This is a genomic window from Desulfosalsimonas sp. (genome assembly GCF_046483245.1).
Classification (GTDB): Bacteria; Desulfobacterota; Desulfobacteria; order Desulfobacterales; family Desulfosalsimonadaceae; genus Desulfosalsimonas.
Genome location: NZ_JAWODO010000150.1, coordinates 1 through 13,898 on the forward strand (window position 1 = coordinate 1; position 13,898 = coordinate 13,898).

Below are 13,898 nucleotides of genomic sequence, written 5' to 3' on the forward strand. Positions count from 1 at the left end.
CCGCTGGAAAAAATACCACCCGTAGCCCAGGGAATCAAACCACCAATAATCCACCAGGAAATCCAGGTACAGAAAATAAAAGCCCACATAGGCAACAGCAAGAATGACGAGCACTGCCAGCAGACCCAGCAGCCAGGGTTTGGGTTTTTGCATTTATGTTCTCCTGCCCTGTTTTTTTTACGGGCGAATAAGGTTAAACTGGAGGGAGACCTTTATTTGATCCAAATATGGCAGTCATTGACAGGGATGTCAACTAGCCGGAAAAATTTTTGATTTGACAATAACGTGAAAGTATGGTTATTCTATAAATCATGGAAAATAAAAAAGCCAGGCCATCATACAAACACTGTGCAAAACTGAAATAAAACTGGCATAAAAATATACAATTACGTAATTATTGTAAAGAAGAGGACATGATGGCGCGACTTGAAAATTTGGCTGAACCCATGCGTTCCCACATTGCCGACTTGCCCTGTCCGCAGTTTGATCAAACGCCCTGGGTCAATGTCCCGGAACTGGCAAATCAGCGAATCGCACTGATTTCCACGGCCGGGCTTCATCGCCGGGGCGACCGCCCCTTTGGGGGCATGGACGGCGACTTTCGGGTGATCGACGGCACCAGCCGCGCAGAGGATCTGGTCATGACCCATATTTCCACCAATTTTGACCGCACCGGTTTTCAGCAGGACTGGAACGTGGTTTTTCCCATTGACCGGCTCCGGCAGCTGGCTGATGAAAACCGCATCGGCAGTGTGGCTGATTTTCATTATTCCTTCATGGGCGCTGCTGATCCTTCGAAAATGGCGCCTTCTGCGGAAAATCTGGCCGGCCTGCTCAAAGGCGACAATGTGGATGCCGCCCTTCTGATCCCGGTCTGACCGTTTTGCACGCGCGCCGTGGGCGCGCTGGCCCATTGCCTGGAAGCCAAAGGCATTGCCACCACCCAGATCAGCCTGATCCGGGAGCACACGGAAAAAATCCATCCCCCCCGTTCCCTGTGGGTGCCATTTGACCTGGGCCGCCCCCTGGGTGTGCCCAATGATCCGACTTTTCAGAAAAAAGTGCTGGTTTCGGCCCTGGAGCTTTTAAATGCCGGGTCCGGACCTGTGCTGGTTGATTTTCTAGAGGAAGCACCGGTTGGAGCAGATGATTCCGATACGGCACAAGAGGCATGGTCCTGTCCAATCAGTTTCTCAGGCCCTGACCAAGCTCAAACCCATCCGGAAAAAGAGGTTTCCGCCCTGCGCCGGGAAATGACCGAGCTGATGCCCTGGTACGACAAACGCCGCAATGAGCAAAACCGTACGGCTGTGGCCAATTTTGAACCGGATGCCGCCGCGGACCTGCTTTGTGATTATCTGCTGGATAAATCGCCGGAGCCCGGGGCTCCGGAAATGACCCTGGCTGTGGCCATCCGGCTTGCTGTTCAGGACCTGAAAACCTTTTATTACGAGGCAGCCAGCCATCAGCCGGGCACGACCCCGCCCACGAGCCGGGAGTTTGCCCGCTGGTTCTGGACACAGACCGCGGCGGGCCATCTGATCCGTTCGGTGAGCGAAAAGTGCAAAACCGAGCCGGACAAATCCCTTAAGATGACCGGAAAAGCGTTTCTGGTGCCCATGGGCTGGTGAGAATGGCCGGATGCGGCCGGTTTTTATTTCGGGCCTGGTGCATACAGCGTGGGGTCCGGGACTCCCGCATCCGTAAAACCCTTCTGCCGCAGGTGGCAGGAATCGCACCGGCCGCAGGCCAGGCCGCCGGGTGTGGGGTCATAGCAGGAGAGGGTCAGGCTGTAGTCCACACCCAGGGCCATACCTTTTTGGATGATTTCTGATTTTTTCAGATAAAGCAGGGGGGCATTGATGCGCACGACGATGTTTTCCTGGACGGCCATTTTGGTGGCCAGATTGGCCATGGCCTCAAAGGCTGCAAGATATTCAGGCCGGCAGTCCGGATAACCGGAATAGTCCACTGCATTCACGCCGATAAAGATGTCGGCGGCCCGCCGGGCTTCGGCCCATGCCAGGGCCACGGAAAGAAAAATGGTATTGCGCGCGGGCACGTAGGTGATCGGGATATCCGATTCGGCCTGTCCGCCTGAGTTGCCGGGCGGCACGGCCATGTCCGAAGTCAGGGCAGAACCGCCGATGTCGCGCATGTCCAGGCGCATCACGTGGTGTTCTTTAGCTCCCAGAACCCGGGAAATGCTTTCAGATGCCGCCAGTTCATGATAATGGCGCTGGCCGTAGTCAAAGCTTAGGGTGTGGCAGCAAAACCCCTGATGGCGGGCAACGGCAAGGGTGGTGGCCGAATCAAGCCCGCCGCTTAAAAGCACCACTGCCCGGGGCTGGTCTTCCATTTCATACCTCCTGTGATTCTATACCCCGCGTTGTTCATTTGACCACAGAATTTTGTGGAGCTGCAGATGCAGCCGCACATCCAGCCGGTCTTCGAGAATCCAGGCCGCTGCAGTGGCCGGCGCCAGCCGGCCGGCGGCCGGTGAAATCAAAACCGGCACCGGCGGCCGGCCGGACCAGTAATGCTTAAGGATATGGCGGGCGTAATCATAGTCCTTGCGGTCGCAGATTACAAATTTGACCTGGTCGTTTCCCTTCAGGCGGTTGAGGTTGTCAAAATCGGTTTTGCAGCTTTCCCCGCTTGCCGGGCACTTGATGTCCATGATCCGCATGCACGCATCCGGCACCAGGTCAATGGGATAGGTGCCGTTTGTCTCAATCATCACCTCAAAACCTTTTGCAAGTAGGGCTTCGGCCAGGGCCGCTGTGCCGGGCTGCATCAGGGGCTCGCCGCCGGTGATCTCCACCAGATTGACGCCATGGGTCCCGGCCCTGGAAAGAATTTGCGCGATGTCCATGGACCGGCCTTGTGTGTAGGCATAACCGGTATCACAATAGGTGCATCGCAGGTTACATCCGGTCAGGCGCACAAAAACGCAGGGCCGGCCCATATAAAGGGATTCGCCCTGGATGCTGTAAAAAATTTCATTGACCCGAAGCGCAGCCGGCTGTTTCTGTCCGCAAAGGGAGTTCATTGCGGGACTCCGGCTTTCCATAGCTTCCCGCGGCCTACGATTTCATAGGCTCCTGCGGCTGCCGGCACGATTGCAGCCCGCCCCTGGCCAAGATCCAGGCGGGTATCTGTTTTGTTTTTGCGTATTTCCGCCTGACCGTCCAGGCAAAACAAAATGTCTGCGCTGTGCTCTTTGGGGGAGCAATACCGGGTATCCGGGTCAAGGCGGATCACGGAAAGGCCGAATTCATCCGCCGGTGCTGCAAATCGCTGCTCTGCAGAATCCATTTTTTCCGGGGCTGCCGGGTTTGGAAAGGATGGTGCAAATTCCAGCGCGCTTAAAAGCTCAGCCACATCCACATGCTTGGCCGTGAGCCCGCCGCGCAGCACATTGTCGGAATTGGCCATGATTTCCATGCCTGTGCCGTACAAATAGGCGTGCAGGATTCCCGGGGTCAGAAACACGGCCCGTCCCGGGGGAATTTCCAGAAGATTGAGAAAAACCGGGGCCAGTACACCCGTATCCCCGGGATAGCTCTGGTGAAGCCTGTCAATCCAGTAGCCTTCTGGGGTATCGCTGATCCTGGCGTTGGCCAGGGCCTCATGGATCACTTCAGCCCGGTGAATTTGTTCCATGATCATCAATTCATGGAAAAAGGCGCGGATGCCGGATGCATCCGGCCGGGTTTCCAGGGCCTGCAGCGGGCGCTCCAGGCTTTTTGGAAAAAACCGCCGGCCAAGGCTGCAGATCATCTCCGGGCTGCGAAATCCGATCAGGGCACCGAAAGGCTCAATGGCGCAGATGAGTTCAGGCTTGGGCCAGGAGTCCCGGTAATTGCGGTGAGGAGCGTCAATGGGGATTTGCTGCTCATTTTCCCGTTTAAATCCTTCCCTGGCCTGCCGGGCATCCGGATGCGCCTGGATGGAAAGGGGCTGGCTGGCGGCCAGGACCTTAAACAAATAGGGCAGGGTGTTGCTGTATGCCGCTTCCGTGTCAGCACCCAGAAAGGCCCGGGGATGATCCCGGATCAACTCGTTTAAGGGTACCTGCTGGCCATTGACATGGACCATGGAGGGCGCTTTGGGATGGGCCCCCATCCAGAGTTCAGCCCAGGGCGTGCGGCCGTCTGGCTCTGCGCCCAGAATTTTCTGGATAGCTGTTGCCGAGCCCCAGGCATATTTCTGGACCGGATTTTCCAGCAATAAGGGACGGGTGAAAAAATCTGTTTTATCCATTGTGCTGAAACTGCCCGTTTTCATAGATCACTGTTTTTCCCCTGTCTGCAAGATGGGCGGTCACCCGTTTTTTTTCCGTATTGACCAGATCCCAGTGCAGGGCCGAATCATTGAAACCAAGCTGCTTTTTCGCATACGGGGTCAGGTTGGCGGGGTCTCCGGCATAGGTGTCGGAATAGGCGCTGCCCAGGGCGATGTGGCAGTTACCGTAAGATCCCCCGTAATTTTCGTCATACAGGGTGTTGGCCATAAACCGGTCAATTTTGGAAAACCGCCGGTCTGTCAGGGAAAACTCCCCGACCTTGTCCGCGCCTGAATCCATTTGAAGCTGATTGCACAAAAAGGCCTCCCCGATTTCGGCCTGGGCATGGATCACACGGCCCTTGTCAAATTCCAGACGGATGCCTTCCACCCGGTTTCCGCTCCGGTAAGTGGGCTGATCCGCCGTATACACCCCCCGGGTGCCGCGCCAGTCCGGGGACAGAAAGATTTCAAAGCTGGGGATATTATGGCCGGAAATTCCGATCCACTGACGCATCTGGCCCGGGGTGATTTCCAGGTCCACTTTTTCGGACTCCACATGGAGACGCCGTATGGACAGCCGGTTTAACCATTGTTTGATGGATCGGGCCCGTCGAAAGACCGATTCCCAATGAGCCACCGGGTCTTTGCGGTTTAAAAAACATGCCCTGATAACCTGCCGGGTATAATCCTCAATGGATATGCCCGCGTGATGGGCCAGCGCCGGGGTGGGGTACATGGCCAGGGTCCAGCTGAAATCACCGGTTTCCTCCCTGCGGTCAAGAATATTTCGAAGCGGTTTTCTGGCTTTTGTAAACTTTGCAATGGCTCCGGGATCAATATGGGACAAATGAGTGATGGATTCCGGGGCCAGCAGCACAATGCTGCCGTTGAGGTTCTCCAGCAGTTCCTTTTCCCCAGGAGGGATAAAGGTCAGCTGCCGGTTGTTTGCGATTTCATAAAATTTCTGTTCCATGGGGCAGGTCTGCATCATCCGCTGAATGGGATGCCGGCCGGCTTTGAGCAGTTTTTCGTATAATTTTTCCGCCAGGGGCAGGGCCGCGGGATCATATCGCAGCAAAATAATGTCGCTTTTTTTTCTGCGGCCGTGCCGTGCGGTTTTTAGGCCCCATAACAGGATGTCGGCATAACGTTCAATATGCTGTTTTTTAAAATTCATATTTATTTTTTTCAGAAAGTTATATTTTTTATTCAATGCTCTTCTTTAAGAAAAAGCCGGTGGTACTCAGAATCCTTTAAGTGGGTTTTGAGCAGCCGATTGATGAGATTGTAAACCTCTTTGATTTCCGCATCACTCATTCTGCCGGCCAGGGTTTGGATCAGCTGATCATCGGAGAACATCTGCAAGTAGCAGATCAGGGTCTGCTCATCCGTGGGCCGGTCCCATCCAAAGGTAAGCAGATCTTCACAGGTTTCCACGAATTGATGGAAGTATTTTTTCATTTGGCTTCCCCTGCATGTTGATGGTAATCTGTTGTATTCATTTTTTGATTTCTTTATCATATTGGAAAACATCGGCCGGGTCAAGCCGGCTCAAGACTGTGTGGATGATTGCATGCACCCGGAAGGTTGCTTTTTTACCACCCATGACGGCCTGAAAATCCGTTACGACATCTGGCGCCCGGAATCGGCTTTGCCACGGGCTTCAGTGGTTTACCTTTCCGGCCGGGCCGAGTTTCTGGAAAAAAACCGGGAAACCATCACAGGGCTGCAGAAGGGGGGTTTTGCCGTATATTCCTTTGACTGGCGGGGCCAGGGGCTTTCTTCCAGGATGCTGGACAACCCGCACAAGGGATTTGTGCGAAGCTTTGCCGACTATGTAAACGACCTCAATGCGTTTGTGACCCGGATTGCAAAGCCTGAACCGGCTTTGCCCAAAATCCTGCTGGCCCATTCCATGGGCGGCAACATCGGCATGCAGTACCTGCGCGAAAATCCCGGATTTTTTGACCGGGCTGTGTTGGTTTCACCCATGTTTGATATCCACACGCTTCCCTTTCCCCGGGGATTGACCCGAAAACTTGTGCAAAGGGCGGTTCGGGCCGGTCGCGCTGAGCAATATATTCCGGGTGCCGGTGATTATTCGTTTAAGCCCGGACGGTTTCGGGGAAATGACCTGACCGGGGATCCGGAACGATTTTTGGATGAAATCCGGGAAGTGCGGAAAAATCCGGATCTGGCCCTTGGCGGCGTGACCTACGGGTGGGCGGCTGCCGCGTTTGACGCTATTGATTGTCTGGCTGCCCCCGGGTATGTGGAGGCTGTCAAAACCCCGGTGCTTCTGGCATCCGGGACCCGGGACCGGGTTGTGGACACCCGGGCCCACCAACGGATCTGTAAGCGTCTGCCCTGCTGCCGGCTTGTGAAAATCCAGGGCGCCAGGCATGAAATCCTGAAAGAAACCGATGCCTGCCAGCAGGTGTTCTGGCAGGCCTTTGACCGATTTGCAGGCTGCTGAAATTTTTTTGATCATTTAACCGTCAGATGAAAGGAAAACCACCATGGACTACGGCAATGATTCCCGGTATGAAGAATATGAAGAAGCGCCTGAATCCCTGCTGCATCAGCAGCGGCGGCGTTTGCCGGCCGGGCGCAAGCTCCTGCTGATTCTTTTGGCCGGAGGCGGGGCGGCGATTTTTTTGATCCTGCTGATTTCCTTTTATACCGGCGGTACGGATCAGCGTCAGGCGCAAACATCCCGGAAAAGTATCAATCTCGGTTCGGCGGAGCAGCTGCCGAAAGCTGACGATTCATCCGGGAATCTGCGCCTGCAGGCAACGCTGGCGGATTTGCAATCCCGGGTTACCGCCAATCACGACCAGCTCATGGGAGGCGTCCAGCAAGTGCATGAGCAGCTCGACGAGCAGGGCCTGGTTCTTGATTCACTGGTAAGACAGGTCGAGGCGCTCAGCGACAGAGCAGAAAAACTGGAAAAGGAAATCCAGGCCGCTGAGCAGGCAGTCAAAGAGGCCGCGGCAGCGGCTGAAACATCGGAACCTGCACCAAAGTCCGAGCCTGAGCCCGAACTCGAGCCTGAATCAGCCAAAAAGAAGCAATATACGGTCAAAGACGACGATACCCTGTATTCCATTGCCCGACAGCACGATATCGAGCTCAAAATCCTGCTGGAAATAAACGGCTTGACTGAGGATTCCGTGATTCATCCCGGAGACAAGCTGACTGTATCGCCTTAAATTTGGAACAAAATTAAGAAAGCCGCCAGGCGTGCTGTTCCGGAAGCCCTGCCGCGTATATTTTGTCAATGGTTTCCGTGACATTGTACTCCACGAACCGAACTTCGAGTTCAAGGGCCTGGTCGTCGAAAATCACGTACTTCGCATGGTTGGTGCCATCCCTGGGCTGGCCCACGCTGCCCACATTGATAATATACCGGCAGCCGGTATCAAGCATTATGGTTTCGCGCTTCAGTGGACGCCTGGAAACCTCGCGGCCGTCATGGGTGACGATCATCAGTTCGTGGGTGTGACCCACAAAGCAGATCGGTTCCTCGGCCTCTGTCATGGCCGCATCCACCTGTTCCGGATCGGCCTCAAACAGATAGGTGGTGGCCGAGTCCGGGGGAAAGCCGTGGACAAACCGACAGTTGTGTCCTGTGAGAAAAAAGGGCAGGGCTGCGATGTAGTCCAGAGATTCCCGGGAGAGCATGGTCATGGTTTTTTCCAGGGAAATCCGGGCAATGGGATTGAACCAGTCCAGATACCCGGGCTGATTGACAGCCAGTTCGTGGTTGCCCAGGATGGACAATATGCTGCGTTCCCGCACCATCCGGATGGCCTCATCGGGTTCCGGTCCGTAGCCGATGCTGTCACCCAGGCAGTAAATGGTGGAGATACCTGCCTTTTCAGTGTCTTTAAGCACTTCCCGAAAAGCTGCGGCATTGCCATGAATATCTGAAATAACAGCGAGTTTCATTGATCCGGATACCTGTTGGCCGTTGTGCATGATTGATTTGAAAGGACATTAGCAATTTTGCCGGCGGCTTGTAAACGATTATATGGAAAACAGCTGATTTGGCCGTCTTGACCTGTTTGCTTTCCCATGTCCCTTTTTATGACAACCCTGTCCCCCCCCGATACCTGAACATCTGCTGCTTGTGTGAAAACATGCCAATTCTTTTGAGCTATTTGAAATAGTTATTCCTCAAAAAAATATTTTTTAAAAAAATTGTTGACTTTGAAAATAAATTGTCAGAGTTTTGTAATTGCTTTTTTTTCTCTATTGATTCACTTTTTTGGCTATTCTTTTGGGGCAGGCGGCATCAGTGCAGGAACTGACAACCATAAAAAAGGGGGTATGAAATGATTCTGCAAAAACGGAGGATAAAAGCGATTCTGGTTCTGTTTTTACTGCTCGGGATTCTGGGTGCATGGCAAACTGCAGGCGCCGGGGAAAAAATCAACATCAATACGGCCGGCCCTGAGCAACTCACACAGCTCAAGGGAATCGGGCCGGCCATTGCGGAACGGATCGTGGACTATCGTGAGAAAAACGGGTCGTTTACAAGTGCAGAACAATTGTTGGAAGTCAGGGGGATCGGCCCCAAAACCCTGGAAACAATCGCGGATCAGGTGATTGTATCATCTTCTGGATAAGGTCCCGAAAAGCTGATCCGCCATCAGGATAAATCTCGTAGGCCGGCTGCACCGTTGTCTGTAAAAAAATCCCGGGAGAATGAATCCCGGGATTTTTTTATTGACTGGTGATGGCGCCGTAAAAAGTCCAATATCTGCGTTACACTCAATTTCTCAGAATTTCACGTACGGCTAAGTACGCTGCATTCTTCGAAATTGCGAAAGCCTTGATCTTGAACTTTTTACGGCACCATCTGAAATCAGACTTTTTACGGTGCCATCACTGGTGAATGCCTGAATTCCGGCTATGACTCAAGAAAGGGGTGCCGACCGGTGCAGGAAATCGCCCGGGCCAGCATGGTCTGGATATTGTCGAGCACCTCACATTGCTCAGAGCAGTCCGGCAGGTTCTGGCGATACTGGCATTCCCTGCACGGGCTTTTTGCCAGGTGCCCGATGTCAAAATCAAATATGTCCCGGATAATGATCATTTATGGCTGTTTCCTGAAAAGTTTGTAATTGCGCGTCTGACCGCAGTTTGCTTTGTCTATGATAAAATAACATCAGCATCAGGCCGCATCAAGAAAAATTATCCGCAGCCGCCAGGTGGCGGGTATCAGGAAGCCAGGGCGTCTGCATAAATCCAGCGCAGATCCCGGAAAATCCGATAGAATTCCCGAAGAAGTCCAAAAAAGTAAAAACCCATCGGTTTTGGTTTTTGTCCTCTTTGCCGTGGCAGGCTGTTGGCCATGAGGCGGGCCGGGGGTAGTTTACGATTCGCATTGAGCGCGCAAGCGGTCAGCAGGAAGTAAACTGCGCCCGGACTGCCTCATGCGCAAACCCGGGCAGGCCATCGGGTCATCCGTTTATGAGAGCTTGGAAAAATTCAGGAGAGATGAGTGGGAAGACCGCAAAAGAAGCTTGACACTTTTTGGCGTCCTGATTCATTATATTGGTTTATGGTTTGTTTGAAAATATTGCCCAATCCGGATCAATCCAATCAGGAGAAAGATATCCCATGAACCTGATCACATCGCTTTCCCGCAGCACTCTGCTGCGGCTGTTTATAGTCAACCTGGTGCTGGGCTGCCTTCTGGGCGCAGGTCTCTGGTTTTCAGCCCGCTTGGTATTTGCCACCGCAAGTCCTGCTGATATCCTGGAAGTGATCGGTCGGAATCCGGAACTGCAGGCATGGGCCCGGAAAACCGCCCCGGTATTGGATCTGGTGCAGATCTGGTTTTATCCGGCCCTGGCCGGGCTGATGCTTTTGATGACCCTGATTCAGTGGCTGGTGCTCCGGGGCGGGTTCAAACGCGTGATTCGCAAATCCGGGATTGCCGATGCATCCGGGGAAACCGCAAAGCCTGCGCCGGTAAAAAAGAGGGAAAAACAGGGTGATGAAAAACCGGCCAGGGAGCCGGCCGGCCGGGAACAAAGGGAAGAAAGCAAACGCTATTACCTGCACCTGATATCCGTGCTCCAGCGGCAGGGCCGTCTGATGGATTTTTTTCATGAGGATTTAAGCGCCTACCAGGACGCGCAGATCGGTGCGGCCGTTCGCAGCATTCATGAAAACTGTGCCGGTGCCGTAAAAAAAAACATAGCCCCGGCAGCTGTGATCGACAAGCCCGAGGGCCGGGAAATAACCGTTCCGGCCGGTTTTGATCCGGCAGCCATCAAGCTTACCGGCAATGTCACCGGCGATCCCCCCTTTTCCGGCGTGCTCCGACATCGGGGCTGGCGGGCCGGCCGCCTGGAACTGCCCGTGCTTTCGGCCACCGGCGATGCTTTGATCATTGCCCCCGCGGAAGTGGAAATCCAGTAATATCGCTTTGGCATCATCTCAACAGCAGGAGACCGTTAGTGGATCAGCCGGCATACATCATCGGCATTGACCTGGGAACCACAAACAGCGTGGTTGCCTATACCGAGGCCACACCGGAAAAAGATCAGACACCGGAAGTCCGGGTCCTTGAGATTGCCCAGGTCACGGCCGCCCACACAATTGAAAAACAGCCCGGTCTGCCCTCTTTTATCTATCTGCCGGGCCATGGAGAAGCCGGGGATGGGGCGTTTGCCCTGCCCTGGGACCCGGACAACCGGGTAGTAATCGGCGAATACGCCCGAATGCGGGCCGCAGAAGCGCCCCAACGTGTCATTGCCTCGTCCAAGTCCTGGCTGTGCAATACTTCCGTGGACCGAAACGCAGCCATTTTGCCCTGGGAGGCAGCCGATGACGTGGAAAAACTCTCCCCTGTGGCCGCATCATCGGCCCTGCTGGCCTATCTGCGCCAAGCCTGGAATTACGAAATGGCATGGGACAATTTTGCCATGCGCATGGAAAACCAGGAAATTTATCTCACCGTGCCGGCCTCCTTTGACGCCGTGGCCCGGGAACTGACCGTCCAGGCCGCGGACCAGGCCGGATTGCCCCGGGTAACCCTGTTAGAGGAACCTCAGGCGGCATTTTATTCCTGGATCGACGTAAGCGGCGAAAACTGGCGCAAGGCTGTTGCAAAGGACGAACTCGTGCTGATCTGCGATATCGGTGGCGGCACCACGGATTTCAGCCTGATCCGGGTTTCCGAGGAGCAGGGAGAGCTGGTGCTGGATCGGATCGCCGTGGGCGAGCACCTGCTTGTGGGCGGGGATAACATGGATCTGGCCCTGGCCTATCACGTGGCCGCAAAAATGGCCGAATCCGGCACCCGCCTGGATTCCTGGCAGATGCGCGGGCTGGTGCATGCCTGCCGCAGCGCCAAGGAAGGTGCATTTTCCGGTTCCCAGGACCGGGATACATGGCCGGTGACCATACTGGGCCGGGGCAGCAGCCTGATCGGCAACACCCTGAAAATGGACCTGCCCGAAGAGGATATCAGCCGGGTCATTATTGACGGTTTTTTTCCGAAATGCCCTGAAAATGAATTTCCCCGGACACAGCGCCGGACCGGCCTGCGGGAGGCAGGGCTGGTCTATGCAGCAGATCCCGCAGTCACCCGGCACATGGCTGCCTTTTTAACCGGCCGGGATCGGGGGCAGCAGGAGACCATGGCCGCACCGGATGCGGTTTTGTTCAACGGCGGGGTCATGAAGGCCCCTCTGATCCGGGAGCGGGTCAGGGATGTGCTGGACAGCTGGAGCAATTCATCCGGCCGGATCCGGGAGATCAACACGGAAAATTACGATCTGGCGGTGGCCAGGGGAGCTGCCTATTACGGCCAGGCACGCCACGGCCGGGGCATCCGGATCCGGGCAGGCCTTAACAAATCCTATTATATCGGCGTGGCTGCGGCCATGCCGGCGGTTCCAGGCATGCCCCAGCCGGTCAAGGCCCTGTGCGTTGCCCCCTTTGGCATGGAGGAAGGCACTGTTGCGCGCATCACCGAAAAGGAATTCGTGCTGGTAGTGGGCGAACCCGTGGTATTTGAATTTTTTGGTTCGGTCCGGCGCCAGGTTGATCCGGCCGGGGCTGTAGTGGAGGACTGGCATGATCAGATCGAGGAGATCACCACCCTGGAGACCACCCTGGACGGGGAGCCCGGCACCACCGTGGGCGTGACCCTGGAAGCGGCAGCAACGGAAATCGGCACCCTTGAGCTGTGGTGCGTGTCCGTGGAAGACCAAAGACGATGGAAACTTGAGTTTAACGTCCGGCAACAGGATTGATCGTGGATATTGAACAAACCCGCTATATTATCGGAATTGACCTGGGCACAACAAATTCGGCCCTGTCGTTTGTGGATCTTGAAGCCGAAACATCCGAAAACATAGGCATTCGCCTGTTTTCCATCCCCCAGCTCACGGCAGCCGGAGAAGTCAACCGCATGTCCGTGCTGCCTTCGTTTTGCTATATTGCGGGCAAATACGACATTGACGCTGAAGCCGTCCGGCTGCCCTGGAGCCGGGAATCTGAAACTTCCGCATTCGTGGGAACATTCGCCCGGGATCACGGGGCCAGGGTGCCCGGACGCCTGGTGTCTTCTGCCAAAAGCTGGCTCTGCCACGGCCAGGCAGACCGCCGTGCCCGGATCCTTCCCTGGGGCGCGGGCGGGGACGTGGCCCGGATCTCTCCGGTGGAGGCCACGGCCCGGTACCTGGAGCACCTGAAAGGCGCCTGGAACCACAGCGTTTCAGACGAGTCCCTGTACCTGGAAAACCAGTTTCTGATCATCACCGTGCCGGCCTCATTTGACGAGGTGGCCCGGGACCTGACCCTGGAGGCGGCCAAAACCGCCGGGCTCGTGGATGTGATTTTGCTCGAAGAGCCCCTTGCGGCATTTTATTCCTGGCTGATTTTGCATGAAAACAACTGGCGGGAGCATATCCGCCCGGGTGAGCTGGTGCTCGTCTGCGACGTGGGCGGGGGGACCACGGATCTGACATTGATCACCCTTCAGGAAACCGGGGGTACGCCCAGATTTGAGCGCATTGCCGTGGGTGAACATCTGATTCTGGGCGGAGACAACATCGACCTGGCCCTGGCCCGGCACGCGGAACAACAGTTCGGTTCAGGCGCCGATCTCACCGGTGACCGTTGGAAGACCCTGTGTCATCTGTGCCGCCGGGCCAAGGAAAATATCCTGAATCAGGGCACGGACCGGGAAACCATTACCATGGTGGGGCAGGGCAGCAGTCTGATCGGCGGCACCCGGACTGCGGAAATCACACGGGAAAGCCTGGAGCAAATCGTTCTGGAAGGCTTCTTTCCCCTGGTGGAAAAGGCCGCCCCAAAAACCGAAACCCGGCGCAAGGCTATTTCCGAATTCGGACTGCCCTATGCATCTGATCCGGCCATCACCCGTCACATCGGACTGTTTCTGGAACAGCACAGGTATAGTGATTAGGACTCCTCCTGTAAATCCCACACCCCAGCCTGGATCCCAAATCTCCATTGGTTTGTCGTAATCAAGATAACCGAAGTTTGGTCCAGCTTTGATTACGACAAACCAATGGAGATTTGGGATCCAGGCTGGGGTGTGGGATTTACAGGAGGAGTCC

14 protein-coding genes are annotated in these 13,898 nt (G+C 55.2%); 7 read left to right on the forward strand and 7 right to left on the reverse strand.

Annotation, left to right across the window (positions count from 1 at the left end; translation table 11 throughout):
• The first annotated feature begins 416 nt into the window (after positions 1–416).
• Positions 417–1,631, forward strand: a complete 1,215-nt coding sequence (locus tag R6U41_RS12945) for a glycine/sarcosine/betaine reductase selenoprotein B family protein (protein WP_410270272.1) — start codon at positions 417–419, stop codon at positions 1,629–1,631.
• 23 nt (positions 1,632–1,654) lie between these two features.
• Here the strand turns inward: R6U41_RS12945 and queC are convergent, their stop codons facing one another.
• From queC to R6U41_RS12970, 5 genes are read right to left on the reverse strand one after another with little or no spacing between them, the layout of a single operon-like run.
• A complete protein-coding gene (gene queC, locus R6U41_RS12950) occupies positions 1,655–2,359 on the reverse strand; it encodes a 7-cyano-7-deazaguanine synthase QueC (protein ID WP_410270259.1) in 705 nt (234 codons plus the stop codon).
• Positions 2,360–2,377: 18 nt separating this feature from the next.
• Positions 2,378–3,052, reverse strand: a complete 675-nt coding sequence (locus R6U41_RS12955) for a radical SAM protein (RefSeq protein WP_410270260.1) — start codon at positions 3,050–3,052, stop codon at positions 2,378–2,380.
• Positions 3,049–4,266 carry a mannose-6-phosphate isomerase, class I gene (manA, locus tag R6U41_RS12960; protein ID WP_410270261.1) on the reverse strand — a complete coding sequence of 406 codons (1,218 nt, stop codon included), beginning with the start codon at positions 4,264–4,266 and terminating at the stop codon, positions 3,049–3,051. Before manA ends, R6U41_RS12955 begins: the two co-directional genes overlap by 4 nt.
• Positions 4,259–5,467 carry an aminopeptidase gene (locus tag R6U41_RS12965; RefSeq protein ID WP_410270262.1) on the reverse strand — a complete coding sequence of 403 codons (1,209 nt, stop codon included), beginning with the start codon at positions 5,465–5,467 and terminating at the stop codon, positions 4,259–4,261. The genes manA and R6U41_RS12965 overlap by 8 nt, the downstream gene beginning before the upstream one ends.
• Before the next feature lie 32 nt (positions 5,468–5,499).
• Entirely contained in the window at positions 5,500–5,751 is a 252-nt protein-coding gene (locus tag R6U41_RS12970; RefSeq protein ID WP_410270263.1) for a cytoplasmic protein, read from the reverse strand.
• Between the two features lie 112 nt (positions 5,752–5,863).
• On the opposite strand from R6U41_RS12970, the gene R6U41_RS12975 reads away from it, so the two are divergent.
• Together R6U41_RS12975 and R6U41_RS12980 are read left to right on the forward strand one after the other, a co-directional pair.
• Positions 5,864–6,766, forward strand: coding sequence for an alpha/beta fold hydrolase (locus R6U41_RS12975; RefSeq protein ID WP_410270264.1), 903 nt, complete (start codon positions 5,864–5,866; stop codon positions 6,764–6,766).
• Between the two features lie 43 nt (positions 6,767–6,809).
• Complete coding sequence (locus tag R6U41_RS12980) at positions 6,810–7,502, forward strand: LysM peptidoglycan-binding domain-containing protein (RefSeq protein WP_410270265.1); 693 nt, start codon at positions 6,810–6,812, stop codon at positions 7,500–7,502.
• Positions 7,503–7,515: 13 nt separating this feature from the next.
• Here the strand turns inward: R6U41_RS12980 and R6U41_RS12985 are convergent, their stop codons facing one another.
• Entirely contained in the window at positions 7,516–8,241 is a 726-nt protein-coding gene (locus tag R6U41_RS12985; protein ID WP_410270266.1) for a metallophosphoesterase family protein, read from the reverse strand.
• A gap of 386 nt (positions 8,242–8,627) precedes the next feature.
• On the opposite strand from R6U41_RS12985, the gene R6U41_RS12990 reads away from it, so the two are divergent.
• Positions 8,628–8,921, forward strand: a complete 294-nt coding sequence (locus tag R6U41_RS12990; protein ID WP_410270267.1) for a ComEA family DNA-binding protein — start codon at positions 8,628–8,630, stop codon at positions 8,919–8,921.
• Between the two features lie 284 nt (positions 8,922–9,205).
• Here R6U41_RS12990 and R6U41_RS12995 read toward each other — a convergent pair whose 3' ends face one another.
• Positions 9,206–9,391, reverse strand: a complete 186-nt coding sequence (locus R6U41_RS12995) for a hypothetical protein (protein ID WP_410270268.1) — start codon at positions 9,389–9,391, stop codon at positions 9,206–9,208.
• Positions 9,392–9,918: 527 nt separating this feature from the next.
• Here R6U41_RS12995 and R6U41_RS13000 point away from each other — a divergent pair.
• Genes R6U41_RS13000 through R6U41_RS13010 form a run of 3 tightly spaced genes read left to right on the forward strand, consistent with a single transcriptional unit; the run spans position 9,919 to position 13,744 of the window.
• The gene (locus R6U41_RS13000; protein WP_410270269.1) at positions 9,919–10,725 is read left to right on the forward strand and encodes a DUF2760 domain-containing protein; all 807 of its coding nucleotides are present in this window, start codon (positions 9,919–9,921) and stop codon (positions 10,723–10,725) included.
• 38 nt (positions 10,726–10,763) lie between these two features.
• A complete protein-coding gene (locus R6U41_RS13005; protein ID WP_410270270.1) occupies positions 10,764–12,566 on the forward strand; it encodes an Hsp70 family protein in 1,803 nt (600 codons plus the stop codon).
• 2 nt (positions 12,567–12,568) lie between these two features.
• Complete coding sequence (locus R6U41_RS13010; protein ID WP_410270271.1) at positions 12,569–13,744, forward strand: Hsp70 family protein; 1,176 nt, start codon at positions 12,569–12,571, stop codon at positions 13,742–13,744.
• Positions 13,745–13,898 lie beyond the last annotated feature (154 nt).

Coding starts and splice junctions, on each gene's coding strand:
- R6U41_RS13000 (WP_410270269.1), top strand. CDS start 9,919: ATGAACCTGATCACATCGCTTTCCCGCAGCACTCTGCTGCGGCTGTTT.
- manA (WP_410270261.1), bottom strand. CDS start 4,266: ATGGATAAAACAGATTTTTTCACCCGTCCCTTATTGCTGGAAAATCCG.
- R6U41_RS12995 (WP_410270268.1), bottom strand. CDS start 9,391: ATGATCATTATCCGGGACATATTTGATTTTGACATCGGGCACCTGGCA.
- R6U41_RS12965 (WP_410270262.1), bottom strand. CDS start 5,467: ATGAATTTTAAAAAACAGCATATTGAACGTTATGCCGACATCCTGTTA.
- queC (WP_410270259.1), bottom strand. CDS start 2,359: ATGGAAGACCAGCCCCGGGCAGTGGTGCTTTTAAGCGGCGGGCTTGAT.
- R6U41_RS12990 (WP_410270267.1), top strand. CDS start 8,628: ATGATTCTGCAAAAACGGAGGATAAAAGCGATTCTGGTTCTGTTTTTA.
- R6U41_RS12975 (WP_410270264.1), top strand. CDS start 5,864: ATGCACCCGGAAGGTTGCTTTTTTACCACCCATGACGGCCTGAAAATC.
- R6U41_RS12955 (WP_410270260.1), bottom strand. CDS start 3,052: ATGAACTCCCTTTGCGGACAGAAACAGCCGGCTGCGCTTCGGGTCAAT.
- R6U41_RS12970 (WP_410270263.1), bottom strand. CDS start 5,751: ATGAAAAAATACTTCCATCAATTCGTGGAAACCTGTGAAGATCTGCTT.
- R6U41_RS12980 (WP_410270265.1), top strand. CDS start 6,810: ATGGACTACGGCAATGATTCCCGGTATGAAGAATATGAAGAAGCGCCT.
- R6U41_RS12985 (WP_410270266.1), bottom strand. CDS start 8,241: ATGAAACTCGCTGTTATTTCAGATATTCATGGCAATGCCGCAGCTTTT.